14 protein-coding genes are annotated in these 16,468 nt (G+C 73.2%); 11 read left to right on the forward strand and 3 right to left on the reverse strand.

Features of this window, described 5'->3' with window-relative positions:
• Nucleotides 1–364: 364 nt before the first annotated feature.
• Together ACIHEJ_RS03810 and ACIHEJ_RS03815 are read right to left on the reverse strand one after the other, a co-directional pair.
• Nucleotides 365–1,585, reverse strand: a complete 1,221-nt coding sequence (locus ACIHEJ_RS03810; RefSeq protein ID WP_400131898.1) for an SGNH/GDSL hydrolase family protein — start codon at nt 1,583–1,585, stop codon at nt 365–367.
• 384 nt (nt 1,586–1,969) lie between these two features.
• Nucleotides 1,970–3,751 (reverse strand): M4 family metallopeptidase, encoded by a 1,782-nt coding sequence (locus ACIHEJ_RS03815; RefSeq protein WP_400131900.1) that lies wholly within the window; start codon nt 3,749–3,751, stop codon nt 1,970–1,972.
• A 308-nt stretch (nt 3,752–4,059) separates the two neighbouring features.
• Between ACIHEJ_RS03815 and ACIHEJ_RS03820 the strand changes: the two genes are divergently transcribed.
• From ACIHEJ_RS03820 to ACIHEJ_RS03870, 11 genes are all read left to right on the forward strand, one after another.
• Entirely contained in the window at nt 4,060–5,220 is a 1,161-nt protein-coding gene (locus ACIHEJ_RS03820; protein ID WP_400131901.1) for a serine hydrolase domain-containing protein, read from the forward strand.
• 50 nt (nt 5,221–5,270) lie between these two features.
• Nucleotides 5,271–6,680, forward strand: a complete 1,410-nt coding sequence (locus tag ACIHEJ_RS03825; RefSeq protein WP_400131903.1) for a CAP domain-containing protein — start codon at nt 5,271–5,273, stop codon at nt 6,678–6,680.
• 56 nt (nt 6,681–6,736) lie between these two features.
• The gene (locus ACIHEJ_RS03830) at nt 6,737–7,414 is read left to right on the forward strand and encodes an AIM24 family protein (protein ID WP_400131904.1); all 678 of its coding nucleotides are present in this window, start codon (nt 6,737–6,739) and stop codon (nt 7,412–7,414) included.
• A 166-nt stretch (nt 7,415–7,580) separates the two neighbouring features.
• The gene (locus ACIHEJ_RS03835; RefSeq protein ID WP_400131906.1) at nt 7,581–8,621 is read left to right on the forward strand and encodes a tetratricopeptide repeat protein; all 1,041 of its coding nucleotides are present in this window, start codon (nt 7,581–7,583) and stop codon (nt 8,619–8,621) included.
• A complete protein-coding gene (locus ACIHEJ_RS03840; protein ID WP_400131908.1) occupies nt 8,618–9,652 on the forward strand; it encodes a polyprenyl synthetase family protein in 1,035 nt (344 codons plus the stop codon). The genes ACIHEJ_RS03835 and ACIHEJ_RS03840 overlap by 4 nt, the downstream gene beginning before the upstream one ends.
• A 95-nt stretch (nt 9,653–9,747) precedes the next feature.
• Nucleotides 9,748–10,707, forward strand: a complete 960-nt coding sequence (locus ACIHEJ_RS03845; protein ID WP_400131911.1) for a threonine/serine dehydratase — start codon at nt 9,748–9,750, stop codon at nt 10,705–10,707.
• Nucleotides 10,708–10,904: 197 nt separating this feature from the next.
• Nucleotides 10,905–12,479, forward strand: coding sequence for a serine/threonine protein kinase (locus tag ACIHEJ_RS03850; RefSeq protein WP_400131913.1), 1,575 nt, complete (start codon nt 10,905–10,907; stop codon nt 12,477–12,479).
• Between the two features lie 51 nt (nt 12,480–12,530).
• The gene (locus ACIHEJ_RS03855) at nt 12,531–13,502 is read left to right on the forward strand and encodes an LLM class F420-dependent oxidoreductase (RefSeq protein ID WP_400131915.1); all 972 of its coding nucleotides are present in this window, start codon (nt 12,531–12,533) and stop codon (nt 13,500–13,502) included.
• 161 nt (nt 13,503–13,663) lie between these two features.
• Nucleotides 13,664–14,704, forward strand: coding sequence for a hypothetical protein (locus tag ACIHEJ_RS03860; protein WP_400131917.1), 1,041 nt, complete (start codon nt 13,664–13,666; stop codon nt 14,702–14,704).
• A 60-nt stretch (nt 14,705–14,764) separates the two neighbouring features.
• Nucleotides 14,765–15,193, forward strand: coding sequence for an SsgA family sporulation/cell division regulator (locus ACIHEJ_RS03865; RefSeq protein WP_400131919.1), 429 nt, complete (start codon nt 14,765–14,767; stop codon nt 15,191–15,193).
• A gap of 116 nt (nt 15,194–15,309) precedes the next feature.
• Nucleotides 15,310–15,939 (forward strand): DUF2238 domain-containing protein, encoded by a 630-nt coding sequence (locus ACIHEJ_RS03870; protein ID WP_400132831.1) that lies wholly within the window; start codon nt 15,310–15,312, stop codon nt 15,937–15,939.
• Here the strand turns inward: ACIHEJ_RS03870 and ACIHEJ_RS03875 are convergent.
• Nucleotides 15,936–16,430 carry a DUF6328 family protein gene (locus tag ACIHEJ_RS03875; protein ID WP_400131921.1) on the reverse strand — a complete coding sequence of 165 codons (495 nt, stop codon included), beginning with the start codon at nt 16,428–16,430 and terminating at the stop codon, nt 15,936–15,938. The two genes, ACIHEJ_RS03870 and ACIHEJ_RS03875, sit on opposite strands and share 4 nt — an antisense overlap.
• Nucleotides 16,431–16,468: the final 38 nt, after the last annotated feature.

Here is a 16,468-nt window from a genome sequence, read left to right on the forward strand (position 1 = left end):
GAAGCCGGCCGGGTGGAGGGGCGGCGGCCGGGGCGCGGGGAGTCAGGCAGGGCGGGGACGAGTCGCGCGAGGCCAGCTGGCCGGACTGAGGCCCGATGGGTCCGGTCGCGGCCGAGAAAGCCTGCCGGGGTGCAGGGAGCCCCGGCAGGGCAGGACGAGACCGACCGTGACACGAGCCACGCGCCCCAGGGCCGGACGAGGTGGGCATGGGCCCGGCGAGGCCCAGGAACCCGGTCGCGGCCGAGAAAGCCCGCCGCGGTGCAAGGAGCCCCGGCAGGGCAGGACGAGACCGACCGTGACACGAGCCACGCGCCCCAGGGCCGGACGAGGTCGGCTGAGGCACGGGGAGCCCGGCGGGGCGAGGTCAGCGGGCGCAGTGCAGGGTGTTCGGGTTCACGGCGTCGGCCAGGGCGCGCATGCCCCGGTCGTTCGGGTGGATGTGGTCGCCGCCGTCGAAGGCCGGTGACAGGCGCTCGGGGTCGTGCGGGCTGCGCAGGGTCCGGTCGAAGTCGGTGACGGCGTCGGCGTCCCGGCCGGTGCGGAGGAAGTGGTTGACCTCCTGTCGGACGGATTCGGCGGCCGGGTCCCATTCCGGCCACCCCTTGAACGGCCCGACGGTGGCGGCGACCACGCAGATGCCGGCCGCGTGCGCCCGCCGGATGATCTTCCGGTACCCGGCGATCAGGTCGGCCGCGGTGACGCCGGTGTGGGCCTTGAGGTCGTTCACCCCCTCGAAGAGGAAGAGGGTCCGCACACCGGGCTGGGAGAGGACGTCCCGGTCCAGGCGGTGCAGGGCGCTCTGTCCGGCGCCGTCCGCGAGGACCTTGTTGCCCGCGATGCCCTCGTCGGCGACCCCCTTGACGTCCGTGCCGGAGCCGTCGAGACGCCGGGCCAGGTAATCGGGCCAGCGGTGGTCGAGGTCGGGGGTGGACTGCCGGCCGTCGGTCAGGGAGTCGCCGAGCGCGGCCACGGCTCCGGTGGCCGCGCTCGACGGTCGTACGGCGACGGCGTCGAGGTACCACCAGGAGTCGGTCGTCCGCGTCCAGCCGGCGCCGCCCTCCTCGGCGGTGTGGCCGCCCTGCGCGGTGTACGACGTCTGCAGCGCCATCCCGTGGCCGCTCGCCGGGCCTGCCGCGTCGGGGGTGCGGAGGCTGACGACGAGGTCGGTGCCGGCCGGGATCCTGCCGGGCAGCGGGTCGCTCCAGGCGACGGCGCCCGCCGGGACGGTCACCGTGCGGGCGCCCTTGAAGGTCAGCGGCCGGTTGCTGCCCGGTCGCAGCGCGGGGCCCCGGCGGCGCAGGCCGGCGTGGACGCCGTCCAGGGTCAGCGGGCGGTCGCCGAAGGCGTTGGTCAGGCGCACCCGCAGGTCGCTGCCTCCGACGCTGGTGTGGACGATCATCCGGTAGCCCTGGTCCGCGGTGCCCTCCCCGATACGGTCCGCGCTCGCCGCCCAGGTGACGACGCCGGAGGGCCGGGAGGCGGACGGCGGCGGGTGGGTGGCGGCCCGCGCGGGCCCCGAGTGACAGGCGACGGCCGTCACCAGGGCGGCGGCGACGCGGCAGCCGCGTCCGAGCCGACCGGTCATGAGGCGGGATCCCGGCGTGTGACGGACCTCCCGGGCCGTCCGCCCGCCGTCCGGGACGTGACTGCGTACCCCACGGTCGTCATGATCCCGCCGATGCCGCGGTTCCGCACCTGCGGCGGCGTTCCGCCCTGCCGGCTCGGGCCGCCGAGAACGGCGACGGGGGTCGTCGGGGGACATCCGCTCCTCCAGCCGGCCGGTCGTCGGGCTCGGCACGGCCGGGTACGGCCGCGCGCGGGGTCGCCGACGGCCGGCGCTGTCCTCGGCGTCCCTCTCCCACTGTGCCGCAGGGGTACGGCAGTTGCCGAAGCGGCGTCCGGCCCCGGACGGGCGGATGCCCCGCGCGGGGCGCGGGGCATCCGGTGGTGCGGTGTGCGTCGGCGTCCGTCAGTGGTGGGCGGCCGGCGTGTTGGCGACGGTGACGTTGACCGCGGCCCACGCCTTGTCGACCGTCTTGTACTCGGTGCTGTTCGCGCCGTACAGGTCCTTGGCCGCCTTCAGCGTCGCGACGCGCGCGTCGTGGAAGGAGGTGGTGGAGACCATGTAGCGGGTGAGCGCACGGTAGAAGATGGCGGTGGCCTTGGTACGGCCGATGCCCTTGACCGAGACGTTGTGGTAGGTCGGCGAGTTGTAGGTGACGCTGCCGATCTTCTTCTTGCCGCTGCCCTCGGCGAGGAGGTAGTAGGCGTGCGAGGAGACGCCGGAGCCGGCGTGGACCTCGGTGATCTCGGTCTCCGGCGACCAGTAGTCGATCGTGCCCTCGAGCTTGTCGAGCGAGGGGTGGTCCAGGCGGCGCAGGAACTTCTGGGCGAGGCCGAGCTTCTCGCCGATCAGGTAGTCCGGCGTGTCCTTGGCGTTCTTGGCGTAGAACTCGACGTTCGAGCCGAAGATGTCCGCGAGCGACTCGTTCAGCGCGCCGGCCTCGCCGTACTGGTTGCCGTCCGGGTCGACGTAGCTCGGCTGCAGGTCGGCGGTCGCCTCGACCACGCCGTGCGTCAGCTCGTGACCGGTGACGTCGAGGACGACGAGCGGCTTCTTGAACATCCGGCCGTCGCCGTCGCCGTACAGCATGCAGTTGCAGTCCGGGTCCCAGAAGGCGTTGGCGACCTTCCTGCCCCAGTGGACCATGCCCTGGGCGGGCTTGCTGTTGTTCGCGATGCCCTTGCGCCCGAAGGTGCCCTTGTAGAAGTCCAGCGTCTTGGTGATGCCGTACTGGGCGTCCGCGGCGGCGCTGGCACGGCTCGTGGTCTTGCCGTTGCCCCACACGTTGGTCGTGTTGGTGAACTTCGCGCCGGAGCTGAACTTCTCCGACTTCGAGCCCTTCGCGTCACGCGTCTCGGTGCCGTACCGGCTCGGGTCCTTGAGCTGGTAGTGGCCCTTCGAGGTGGCCGTGGTGGTCAGGCCGACGCTGCCCACGAAGAGGGTCTTGCCGGTGCCCTTGGCGGACGTCGGGTAGTGCGTGACGCCGGAGAGGCCCGAACCGAGCAGACCCGAGGGCGCGGCGGTGGCGGTGCCGGTCGCCGGGTCGATGGTCTCGCCGCGCTTGCGCAGGGTGTCGATCAGCTTCGGCGAGAGGAACTCGTCGCTGTTCGGGGTGTTGCTGCGCACCTTGCCGGTGACGGCGTCGATGACGACGGTGCTGGAGGTGCCCTGTTCGGTCACCGTCACCTGGTAGGCGAGGGCCGCGGAACCGCCGCGGACGTCGACGACGAGCCGGGCGGTGCCCGCGTCGCCCTTGGCGGCCTCGGCGGCCTTGGCCGCGGCCTGACCGGCGGTCAGCTTGGCCTGGGTGGCCTCGGGCTTGACGGCGTGGTCGGCCGCGCTGGTCGCGCCGGTGTAGGCGAGCTTGTGGTCGAGGTGGACGACGAGGTCACCGCCGAGGACCGGCATACCGTCGTGCGTCCGGACGAAGCGGACGTGACGGGCACCCTCGGGGTCGATCATCACGTCCTGGGCGTGGAGTTCGTCGCCCTTGGAGACGCCGGTCGCCGAGGCGTGGGCGAAGGCCGCGGTGCGCGCCGCCTCCACCACCGCCGTGGCGTCCGTGGTGGAGGCGGCGGACCGCTCCACCCCCGTGGAGGGACCCGCGAAGGCCGTACCGGCCAGGCCCGTGGCAGCGGTCGTCACCGCGACGGCGACGGCCACGCTGCGTATGTGCGGTCTACGCACTGATCAGGGTTCCTTCGTTCAAAGGCGGCCGGGATCACCAACCGCCTTGAGGCATGGCGCAGTTGGGCGCCACGGGGGCTGGTCGGGCCCCGGGGGGTAACCCTTACGGATCAGTCATGTGCACGTAAAGACGGAATGATCCATTTCGCGACCTTCTATGGCAATCCTTTACGAATGCGTGCCAGAGAGTGATCGCGAGTGACCAACTGTGTGTCGACTGTGGAGACGTTGCCTCCATCGCCTAGGTTCCAGGGCCGGAATGTGACCGAAATCGCATCATGCGTCGAACACATGGGAGTGGATGCCGGATGGTCTCAGCAACGGTGGGGCGGGGTGCGGTCCTCGGAGCGGTCGTACTGTCGCTCCTGGCGGTCCCGGCCCGGGCCGCGACCGCGGCGGCGAACGCCCCCGCCACGACGGCGCTTCCGGCGCCCGACACCGCCGGCCTGGCCGCGGCGCTGCGGGCGACCGTGGACCGGGGCGCACCGGGCGCACTGGCCCGGATCGACGACCGCAACGCGAGCTACCGGGCCACCGACGGCTTCGCCGACCGGAGCACCCTGCGGCCCCTCGCGACCGAGGACCGGTTCCGCATCGGAAGTGTCACCAAGTCCTTCTCGGCCGTGGTGCTGCTCCAACTGGCCGACGAGCACCGGCTCTCGCTCGACGCACCGGTCAACCTCTATCTGCCCGGCCTGCTGCCCGACGACCGCATCACGGTGCGCCAGGTGCTGAGCCACCGCAGCGGCCTGTACGACTACACCAACGACCTGTTCGCCGACAGCGTCTCCGGCTTCGAGGCGGTGCGGAACAAGGTCTTCACCTACCGCGAGCTGGTCGCGCTCTCCCTGCGCAAACCTCGCACCAACGCCCCCGGCGCCGCGTACGCGTACTCCAACACCAACTTCGTGGTCGCGGGCCTCCTCATCGAGAAGCTCACCGGGCAGTCGGTGCGGACCGCGTACCAGGAGCGCATCTTCAAGCCGCTGAACCTGCGCGACACCTTCTACGTCCACCCGGACACCACGATCCCCGGTCCGTTCGCACGCGGCTACCTCACCCCCGACCGGGCCGGCGAGCCGCTGGTCGACGCCACCGACCAGACCGTTTCGTGGGCGCAGAGCGCGGGCGCGATCATCTCCAGCGCGCGGGACCTGAACATTTTCTACTCCGCCCTGCTCGAGGGCCGGCTGCTGTCCCGCGCACGACTAGCGGAGATGGAGCGTTTCACCCCGGTCAACAGCACCACGGCGTACGGGCTGGGCCTGCGGCGCCGTGACCTGTCCTGCGGGATCTCCGTGTACGGGCACACGGGAGCGGTGCAGGGCTACTACACCTACGCCTTCGCCACGAAGGACGGGGCGAGGAGCGTCACCGCCGTGGCCAACACGTCCAACAACGGGGCGGTTCTCGACACGCTGGGGGGTGTGCTGGAGTCCGCCTTCTGCGGGAAGACGGCCAAGAGGTAGCGGGTGGGTCGCCGGGAACCTCCTCGCACCCGGCCCGCGTCGTCCATGGCGTGACGAGCGAGCTGGTTCCCGGGGGCAATGTCGCCCTGCCGGGCGGCGCGGTGCGGTTGCGGGTGCCCGGGGCGTTCGATGTGTCCGCCCTGGTCGTCGGTGCGGACGGCAAGGTGGGCTCCGACGCCGACTTCGTGTTCTACAACCAGCCGGAGGCGCCCGGCGTCCGGCTGCGCGCGGACACCCTGGCCGTCGATCCCGCCCGGCTGCGCCCCGGCGCCTGCCGGGTCACGGTCGCGGTCAGCGCGGCCGCGCCCGGCACTCCGCTCGGCCGGCTGCCCGTTCCCCGGCTCGAGGTCGCCGACCACGCGGGGCGCACGGTGGCCCGGTTCGCACCACCGCACCCCGGCCCGGAGACGGTGCTGCTCCTGGCCGAGCTGTACCTGCGTCCGGATACCGGCTGGAAGCTGCGGGCGATCGGGCAGGGGTACGCCGACGGGCTGGCCGGACTGGCCCGGGACTTCGGCGTACGGGTCGCCGACGGCGGCGGACGGACGACGACCGCGGCCCCCGGCCGCACGCCCGCACCTCCCTCGGGCCCCCGCCGCAGGCCCCCACTTCCCCGTCCCTCCGGCCGGACGGGCGTCCCCGCCGCACCACCCGTCCTGACGGCCACTCCTCCCGCCGACACCGGCCGCACCACCCCCGACGCCTTCCTCGCCCTGGTCAACTCCGCCCGCGCCCGCGTCGGCTGCCCTCCCGTCGCCCTCGACCGGCGGCTGCTGTCCGCCGCGCGGGACCATGCCCGGGCCATGGCCGAGGTGGGCCGGCCGACCGGCGAGGGGCGGGACGGCACCTCCGTGCACCAGCGGATCACGGCCGCCGGATACGCGTACGTCACCGTCGGCGAGCACCTCGTCTCCGGTCCGCGCGGCCACGCCGAGTTCGTGGACCACTGCCTGCGGTCGGACCGGGCCCGGGCCACCCTGCTCGACCCCGCGTTCCGCCATGCAGCACTGGGACACGCCGACGCGGGCGACCACTACTGGACCGCGCTGTGGGCCAGTCCGCTCACCCCGGCGGAGCTGTCGCGCACGACCGCCGAGGTCGTCGCGCTCACCAACGCAGAGCGCGGCCGGGCCGGGCTGCGCCCGCTGGCGCTCGACCCGCTGCTCACGGCGGCCGCGCAGGCACACTGCGCGGACATGGTGGCCCGCGACTTCTACGACCACACCTCCCCCGACGGCTGCCAGCCGTGGGACCGGGCCGCCGCCGCGGGCTCCCGCAGGCGCACGGTCGGCGAGAACATCGCCTGCGGCGGGCGCTCCCCCGCCGAGGTCGTGGACGGCTGGATGCGCAGCCCCGGTCACCGCGCCAACATCCTCAAGCGGGAGTTCAGCCACCTCGGCATCGGCTTCACGGGCGGCGGCAGGGCGGGCACGTACTGGGCGCAGCTGTTCGGTGGCTGACCGGGCACTGTCCGTGATCTTGGCGGAACGACATCCTCCGGGACACCATGCCCCACATGAAGGGTGATCTTTTCTCAAGTCAGCACATGGTGCAGCCGGCCGTGGAGCCGGGCATGTCCGTCGAGAACGCCAAGTGCATCAAGTACACGGTCGACAGCGAGATGTACGCTCGCCAGGGCGCGATGGTCGCCTATCGCGGGAACCTGGCGTTCGAGCGCAAGGGGCAGGGCGTCGGCGGGATGCTCAAGCGCGCGGTCACCGGGGAGGGGCTGCCCCTCATGGTGGTGCGCGGGCAGGGCGAGGCCTGGTTCGCGCACGAGGCGCAGAACTGCTTCGTCGTGGAGGTCGAGGCCGGCGACCAGTTCACCGTCAACGGCCGCAACGTCCTGTGTTTCGACGCCTCGCTGTCGTACGAGATCAAGACCGTGAAGGGGTCCGGCATCGCGGGCGGCGGCCTGTTCAACAGCGTGTTCAGCGGGCACGGCCGGCTCGGCCTGGTCTGCGAGGGCAACCCGCTGGTCATACCGGTGTCGCCGCAGGCCCCGGTGTACGTCGACACGGACGCGGTGGTCGGCTGGACCGCGCGTCTGCAGACCTCGCTGCACCGCTCCCAGTCCATCGGCTCGATGCTGCGCGGCGGTTCCGGCGAGGCCGTCCAGCTGATGCTGCAGGGCGAGGGGTACGTCGTGGTGCGGCCGAGCGAGCTGACCCCGCAGAAGAACCAGCAGCACTGAATCTTCACACGCTGATCCGCGCCGCGCGGGCAACCCGGGTCGCCGTACCCGCGTCTTGATCGACAACAGACCGAGCCCTGGCCCCTCGGGCCAGGGCGTGTTTCCAAGACGCTATACACGTCATGTATACGCCACATGTATACGCTCCGTGTATAGAAGGGTACGCATGTACGGCAAGGCTTTCGCCCCGGAGTACCAGGGCTCCCTGACCACCCTGTCCGTGAACTCCTCGCTGGTCGACGTGCTGGCCGAGGGCACCGAGCGGCTGCGCGAGGCCGAGCGATCCGGGAGCCCCGGTGAGGCGGCCCGCTGCGGGCTCGCCGTCGCCGAGGCGCACCGCAGGCTCGGCCATGTCCAGGAGGCCGACCGGGCCTGGAAGGCGAGTTACCGCGCCGCCCGGGAGGCCGGTGACACCGCAGCCATGGCCTGGGCGCTGTGGAGCGGCGGCACCCTGGCCCGGCAGCGGGGTGCGTTCCCGCTGGCCTGGCGCCTGCTGGGCCTCGCGGCCGAGTTCGGCGAGCGGGGCGGTGACATCGTCGTCCGCGGCTACTCGCTGGCGGGCCTCGCGGAGACCGGCCGGATCCAGGGCGACTACGCGGCGGTCGGCCGGCTGCACGAACAGCTGCTCGCCGAGGCCCGCAGGCGCGGGGAGGCCCGGCACACGGTGTGGGCCCTGGAGGGCATCGCGCAGATGCACCGCAACACCGGGGACTACGACACGGCGTACGCGCTGTTCGAGGAGGCGGCGGAGATAGCCGAGCGGGCCGAGGACCGGCGCGGGCACGCCTGGGCGCTGCGCGGACTCGCCGACATCCTCTCGGTGCGCGACCAGGACACCGAGCGGGCCCTGGAGCTGCTGTCCCGGGCGGAGGCCGGCTGCCGTGCGATGGACCTCTCCAGCGCGCTCGCCTACAACCACAAGATGCGCGGCAACGTCCTGTACCGCGCGGGCCGCTACGCCGAGGCCCGGGGACTGTACGAGCTGGCGTTGCGGGAGTTCCGCACGATGAGCGAGCCGCGCGGCGAGGCGCTGTCCCGGCTCGGTCTGGCCAAGTCGCTGGCCCGGCTGGGCCGGGACCGGGCCGAGACGGCGGCCGAACTGGAGGATCTGGCAAAGACGTTGGAGCGCAGCGGACTGAAGCACGCGCGGGAGATGGTGGCCCGGGCCCAGGAGGAGTTCGGTGTGCACCCGGAGGCCGTGCGATGACCGCGCTCCCGGCGCCGGTGCGGGCGCCGCTCTCCGCTCCCGAAGTCCTGGCCCGCTGCCGTGAGTCGGTACGGCCCGCGCTGGAGGAGGCGGTGGGGCGGCTGCACCCGTGGGTGGCCGAGATGGCCGCCTATTCCTTCGGCTGGTGCGAGGTCGGCGGAGCACCGGCCGCCGCGCCGGGCGGCAAGGGCGTACGGCAGGCGCTGGCCGTGCTCGGCGCCGAGGCGGCGGGCGCCGACGGACGGGCCGGGATCCCGGCCGCCGTCGCGGTGGAGCTGGTGCACGCCTTCTCGCTGCTGCACGACGACATCATGGACGAAGACGCGACCCGGCGCCGCCGCCCGGCCGTGTGGAAGGCGTACGGCACCGGCCCGGCGGTGCTCGCCGGGGACGCCCTGTTCGCGTTGGCCGTGGAGACCCTCGCCGCCGTGCCGCAGGGCCCCGGCGCGGTCCGGCTGCTGTCGGCGGCCCTCGCCGACCTGGTGCGCGGACAGGCCGACGACCTGCTGTTCACCTCCCGGCCGTGCGGTGGACCCGAGCGGGTGACGCCGCAGGAGTACCGGGCGATGGCCGAGGGCAAGACCGGGGCGCTGCTCGGCTGTGCCGCCGCGTTGGGGGCCGTGCTCGGCGGGGCGCCCGCACGCACGGTCGACGCGCTGGACCGGGCCGGGCGCCATCTCGGCGTCGCCTTCCAGCTGGTCGACGACGTGCTGGGCATCTGGGGCGATCCGGCGGTCACCGGCAAGCCGGTCGGCGGCGACCTCCGGGAGGGCAAGAAGACGTTCCCGGTGCTGGTCGCGCTCGGCGACCCGGCGGCGGCCCGCGAGCTGCCCGCGCTGCTCGACTCGCCGGGCCGGCGCGCGGAGGCCGCGGCGCTGATCGAGGCGGCCGGGGGCCGTACGGCTGCGCTCGCCGAGGCCCGGACGCACACGGCCGCCGCGCGGGCGCTGCTCGCGGGCGCGCCCCTGGCCGAGGGAGCCGGCGGGGAACTGCTGCGGCTGCTGGACTTCCTGGTGGACCGTGAGCTGTAGCCACGCTCCGAAACGGCGTTGACCTCCCGTGTCCCGGCGGGTGAAGGTGCGAGCGGCGCGGTTTTCGACTCCCCGCGCCGGAGGGGTGAAGCACCTTGATCGGCATCACGGACATCGAAGCCGCCGCGGCACGGATCGCCGGACACGTCGTGCGCACGCCGACCGTCCCGAGCCCCGGCCTGACCGCGCGGTTCGGCGTCCCGGTCACCGCCAAGCTCGAACTGCTGCAGCGCACCGGCTCGTTCAAGGCCCGCGGGGCCACGGCGAAGCTGCTGTCGCTCAGCGAGGCCGAGCGGGCGGCGGGCGTGGTCGCGGTCAGCGGCGGCAACCACGGCATCGCCCTCGCGGTGACGGCGGCGGCCCTGGATGTGAAGGCGACCGTGGTGATGCCCCGGACCGCGCCCGCGCGCTCCCTCGCGCTCGCCGAGGAGGCCGGAGCGTCGGTGCGGCTGACCGACGACATGGACAGCGCGTTCCAGCTGGTGACGCGGCTGAGGGACGAGGGGCTGACCCTTGTCCACCCGTTCGACGACCCGGTCGTGATCGCCGGACAGGGCACCGTGGGACTGGAGCTCGCCGAGGACGCCGGTGACGTCACGGACGTGCTCGTCAGCATCGGGGGCGGCGGGCTGATCGCCGGCGTCGCAACGGCTCTGCACGCCCTGCGGCCGGGGGTGCGGGTGTGGGGCGTGGAGACCGGGGGCGCGGAGGCCATGTCGGGCGCGCTGAAGGCGGGCGGCCCGGTGCCGGTACCGCTGTCGTCGCTGGTCACCACGCTCAGCGCGCCCTCCGTGTCGCGGCTGACGTACGAGCATGTCGACGCGCTGGTCGAGGAGGTCCTGGTGGTCCCCGACCGGGACGCCGTGCAGGGCTGCCTGGAGCTGGCCGAGCACGCCAAGGTGTGGGCCGAGCCGGCCGCGGGCTGTCTGCTCCCGGCCGCCCGGCAGGTGCTGGCCCGGGTCGGCGACGGCGCCCGCCTCGGACTCGTGGTGTGCGGGGGCAATACGACACCACGGGAACTGACGGGCTGGGCCGCGGACTTCGGACTGCTGTGAGGCAGGGCCGCAGGCGGCCCTTTACCGTCGGTTACCCACAGGTCGAACCCCTCCGGGAGCATCCATCCCCAACTCACAAGCCCTTTCCACTGGTTGAACGAAAGGCAGGAACGGCGCCCGAGTCACGGTTCCTTTGAACGCTCCCCCGCGCGCCCCGCGTACCTCAGGGAAACACCAGGCAGGGGTTCCAGCGAAGGATGACCATGGTCAAGGCGCACGTCTCCGCACACGAGCTGGTCGCCGGGCGGTACCGGCTGCTGGAGGTCTTCGCCCGCGAGACGAACCGCCTGTGGTGGTACGCCGAGGACGTCACCGTGGAGCAGCCCCGGCTGATCGCGCAGACCGTCCTGCCGGAACCCACCGCCGAGGACACCGCGCGCCTCGTCACGGCCCGTGTCGTCCGGACCTCCGAGACCATGCGGCTGCTGCGCCCCGGGCAGGTCGCCACGGTCGTCGACGCCGTGGTCGAGGGGGGCACGCTGTGGACGGTCACCGAGTGGATCGACGGCACGCCCCTGTGCCGCCTCCTGGACCAGGAGGGCACGTTCAACCCGGTGCGGGCGGCCCGGCTCGGCCTGGAACTGCTCGACGTGCTCGGTGCCGCGCACGACGAGGGCATCACCCATGGCGAGCTGAGCCCCGGCCAGGTCTTCGTACGCGACGGCGGACCGGTCGTCGTCACCGGGTTCGGGCTGGCGGGCGCGACCCTCGTGCCGCGGCTCACCGCACCGTCGTACGCCTCCCCGGAGCAGGCCCGCGACGAGCGCATCGGCCCGGCCGCCGATCTGTGGGCGCTCGGCGCGCTGCTGTACACGACGGTCGAGGGCCGGCCGCCGTTCCGGGACCGCGGGCGGCCCGACGCCACTCTGAAGGCCGTGGACCGGCTGCCGCTGCGCACCCCGTTGCGCACGGGGCCGCTCACCCAGGCCGTGCAGGGGCTGCTGCGGAAGAACTCCCGCGAGCGGCTGACCCGGCCCGTGGTCCGCGAGGCGCTGACCCGCGCCCTGCGGGAGGACACCGACGCTGACCGGCAGCCGGCCCCCGTGCCCCGGTTGCGCGGGGCGTACGCCGGCGTCCGGCATGCCGGGCGCGGGCGAAGCAACCGGGTCCTGGCCGCGGGTACCGCGCTGACCGTGCTCACCGTCGCCGCCGCCCTGCTCGCGACCCACCTGCTGAGCACCACTACCGCCGACGCACCGGCCCGCCCGGCCGCCTCCGCCTCCGCCTCCGCCACCTCCACCTCCACCGACGGGCACACCGGCGGCACCGCCAGGCCCAGCCCCACCCCGAGCGCCCCGGCCGCCCTGCCGGCCGGATACCACCGCTACACCGCCCCCGAGGGCTTCTCCGTCGCGCTGCCGGAGGGCTGGAAGCGGCTGACCACGTCGCGGGCGAGCGACGCCTACCGCGTCACCTTCGGCACGGACGGCGCCTCCCCCACCCTCGCCGTCACCCACAGCGAACACGTCGGCCCGGACGACCCGGTCGCCGTCTGGCAGCAGGACGTCGAGCCGTCCCTGCAGCGGCTGCCCGGCTACCGCCGGCTCGGTACCGTCCGGGCCACCACCTACCAGGGACACCGGGCCGCCGACCTGGAGTGGCTCGCCGGAACGGGGGACGCCCGGGTGCACACCTTCGGGCGCGGATTCCTGCTGGACGGCGGGCACGGCTTCTCGCTGCGCTTCACCACCCCGGCCGGGGAGTGGGACGACTCCGCCGACCGGCTGGCACTGCAAACCTTCCTGCGGACCTTCCGGGCGCCGAAGGACTGACCCGGACCCCGTCGGCCGTTTTCGGTCCGCCGCCCCGGGGACTCGCCCCGTATGGTGCAAATCGGATACACGATGATGACCGAGCAGACAGGCCCCCGGGACCTGGTGGACCACCTGGTGCAGGCCGAGAAGTCCGGGTTCGACTTCTCGGTGATCTCGGACCACTACTTTCCGTGGCTACGGGCACAGGGGCACTCCTCGTACGCGTGGAGCGTGCTGGGCGCCGCTGCCCAGGCCACCTCGCGGATTCCGCTGATGACGTACGTGACCTGCCCGATCGTCCGCTACCACCCGGCGATCGTGGCGCAGAAGGCGGCCACCGTGCAGCTGCTGTCCGAGGGCAGGTTCCGCCTCGGGCTCGGCGCGGGCGAAAACCTCAACGAGCACGTCGTGGGCGGCGGCTGGCCGCCGGTGGACGTGCGCCACGAGATGCTCGAGGAAGCCGTGCAGGTCATCCGCGCGCTGTTCGCGGGCGGCCACGTCACCCACCACGGCCGGCACTTCGACGTGGAGTCCGCCCGGCTGTGGGACCTGCCGGACCAGCCGCCGCCGATCGGCATCGCCGTCTCCGGCGAGCAGTCCTGCAAGCTCGCCGGGCACCACGCCGACCTGGTGATCGCGACCGAGCCGAAGGCGGGCCTGCTGGAGGCCTTCGACCGGCACGGCGGGAACGGCAAGCCCCGGGTCGGCCAGCTTCCGGTGTGCTACGACCCCGACCGGGACACGGCGGTCAAACGGGCCCACTCCCAGTTCCGCTGGTTCGGGCTCGGCTGGAAGGTGAACGCCGAACTGCCGCACCCGGACTCCTTCGAGGCCGCCACCCAGTTCGTGACCCCGGACGACGTCGCCTCCGCGATCCCGTGCGGCGACGACCCGGACGCCTTCGTGGAGGCCGTACGGCCCTACGCCGAGGCCGGGTTCGGGGAGGTCGCCCTGGTGCAGATCGGCGGGGACTCGCAGCCGGAGTTCCTGGACTGGTCGGGGAAGACCCTGCTGCCCGCGCTGCGGGAGGCGTTCGGCTGACCCGCCCCGGCCGTTCGGAGAGGGATCCGGGAGACGGACCCTGCGGGTGCCGGGCCCGGGAGCGGGCCCGGCAAAGACGGCCAATGGACCGATATAGGCTGTCCTGTCCGCGCCCGGCCCCGGGCGCGGTCCCTCGAGCCGTCTGTGCAGGAGAGCCATCCGTGACCGTGGTCATCGAGCCGTCCGAGTCGTCCGCCCCCACGGTGCCGCCGCTGTCCGACCTCGTGGCGCGCGACGCCCGGGAATTCGGCGTGTACGCACGCACCGGGGGCTGGGCCTTCGCGCTGATGGTGGCCCGCAGCGTGCGGCCGGGAGGCCAGGCCGCGGCCGAGACCCCGAAGGTCTCGGCGAAGGAGTTCGCGCAGCTGGCCGGCTGCTCCCCGGAGCGGGTCATGCGCTACTACAAGGCCTGGGACCGGGCCGCCGACGACGGGCTCGTGCCGCACTTCGAGGTCCTGGAGCCGGGACAGCAGGTGGACCTCCCGGACGCGGACGTGTGGCTGAGCTACTACGTCTCCCGCAACAGCGCGACCTCCGAGCGCGGAACCGCGATCGCCGAGGCCGCCGAGGCCGAGGGCATCCGCCCCACCAAGGCCCTGGAGGTCGCCGAGAACCCGACCGCCCTGCGCGCCGCGATCCTCGCCGACCCCTCCACCGCCCGTGCGGCCCGCGCCGCCCTGCTGGACCGGCTCGGCCAGGACCCGGACCTGCAGGCGGAGCTGGCCCGAGACGTCGTCCGCACCGACGAGCTGAAGAAGGCCGTGGCCACCGAGAGCCGGGCCGCCGACCGGATCGGCTACGTCCGTCAGATCGCCGAGTCCGGGCAGATCAGGACCCCCGCGGGGCAGACCGTCGAAGCCCCCGCCGAGCTGCGTGAGGAGGCCGAGCGGCATCTGTCGCTGATCGACGAGCTGGACGAGGGCGAGGACACCGGCGAGTGGGCCACCGAGGCCTACGACACCATGAAGTCGCTCGTCGTCGAGGCGGTCGAGGCCGACCCGTCCTTGCGCGTGCAGGAGCGGCGGACCAGGTTCTACAACAGCCTGCACAAGGCGACCCGGGCGTTCGAGGAGCTGACCTTCGACGACGCGCAGGACTTCTACGAGGACGACATGGTCCAGCGGCTCGAGGAGCTCCAGCAGGCCATCGGCACCTGTCTGGCCGCGCTGCGCGGAGCCGGCGGGAATCAGCCGCACGGGTGAGCATCCCGGGCGTTCTCGGGGTACTAGAGGGCCCTACGCCGTTTTCCGGGAGGCCCTCGCGTGAACTCGTTCGTGCACACGACGCTGGTGGTCGAGCTCCGAGCGGGAGACACCGACCGGTGTCCCGTGCTCGTGCATCTGAGCTACGACGCGGACGACCCGTTCGCCGTCACCGCCGTCTTCGGTCACGACGGCCATGTGCTGGCCCGGTGGCGGCTGGACCGGGAGATGCTCTCCGACGGCCTGGTCGAGCCGGTCGGCCTCGGGGACGTACGACTGCGTCCGGCGGCGACCGGCATGTGGCACGAGCTGCGCATGGAGTTCCTCGGGGACGTCCGGCCGGACGGCGGCAGGCACCACGCGGTGGTGTTCGCGTGGGCGCCCGCGATCGCCGCGTTCCTGCGCGAGACGCACCGGATCGTCGCGCCGGGCCAGGAGCGCGTCCCTGTCGACGAGTTGCTGGCGGAGATCCTCTCCGGGGCTGAGTAGCCGTACTCATGCCCGCTCCCCCGGGCGGGCAGCACGATGGGCCTCCACGACACCTCGAGGCAAGGAGCCCCGCCGTGACCGCAGTGCACCCCGCCCTGCGCCCCGCGCCGCGCCGTGTGCCGCCCGCCGTGTTCGCCGGTGTGGTGGCCGTCGGGCTGGCCGCCTCGGCGTGGGGCGCCCGCGACCGCACCACCTGGTTCCTGGAGACGGTGTGGGCGCTGGCCGGGCTGCCCCTGGCTGTGCTGACGTGGCGGCGCTTCCCGCTCACGGGACTGCTGTGCGGGCTGCTCACCGTGCACGCGCTGGTGCTCGCGGTCGGCGGCCACTACACGTACGCACAGGTCCCGGTGGGCGACTGGGTGAGGGACGTCTTCGGCCTGTCCCGCAATCCCTACGACCGCTTCGGTCATCTGATGCAGGGCTTCGTCCCGGCCGTGCTGGTCCGGGAACTGCTCAGCCGCACCTCACCGCTGCGCGGCAGCCGCTGGCTGGCGCCGCTCACCGTGTGCGTGTGCCTAGCCTTCAGCGCCTGCTTCGAACTGCTGGAGTGGCTGGCGGCGGAGATCGGCGGCCACGGCGCGGACGCGTTCCTCGCCACCCAGGGCGATGTGTGGGACACCCAGTGGGACATGTTCTGTGCCCTGATCGGCGCCGTGCTCGGCGTGCTCCTGCTCAGCCGGGTCCATGACCGTCAGCTCGCCGCGCTGGAGGGTGCCCGGCCGGCCGGCCGCCGCGGGCGCGTCTAGTCGCCAGGCCGGGTGCTGTGCCTGCGGCGGGCCCACAGGGGCAGGCCGTACCAGCAGACCAGGTACCAGGCGACGACGGCCGCCGCCAGCCAGGCCGTCGCGCTGCCATGGGTGGCCACCCGGAGGATGAGCACCAGGGAGGACGTCATCGTCGCGAGCAGCAGCACCAGCCCGACGAACGTCATCCAGGACGCCAGCCGGACCGCCTGCGGCTTGACCCGGCGCCCGGCGACCAGGCGGTGCAGGGACACCGGTCCGATGAGGGCGCCGGTCGCACAGGCGCCCAGGACGACGGTGACGATGTAGATGACGTGGTCGGTGTCGGGCAGCGTGACGTACTTCGGCTGGAAGACGACGGTCAGCAGGAAGCCGAACAGGATCTGCACACCCGTCTGGGCCACCCGGACCTCCTGGATGAGCTCGACCCACATCCGGTCGGCCCGCTCCTCCTCGGTCTCGTTCCGCCCTCTGCGCGGTCCTTCCTGCGTCATGCGGTGCGTGTAACCGCCCGCCCGTGCCTTCAAACGGT

The organism is Streptomyces sp. NPDC052301, from assembly GCF_044593395.1.
GTDB lineage: Bacteria > Actinomycetota > Actinomycetes > Streptomycetales > Streptomycetaceae > Streptomyces.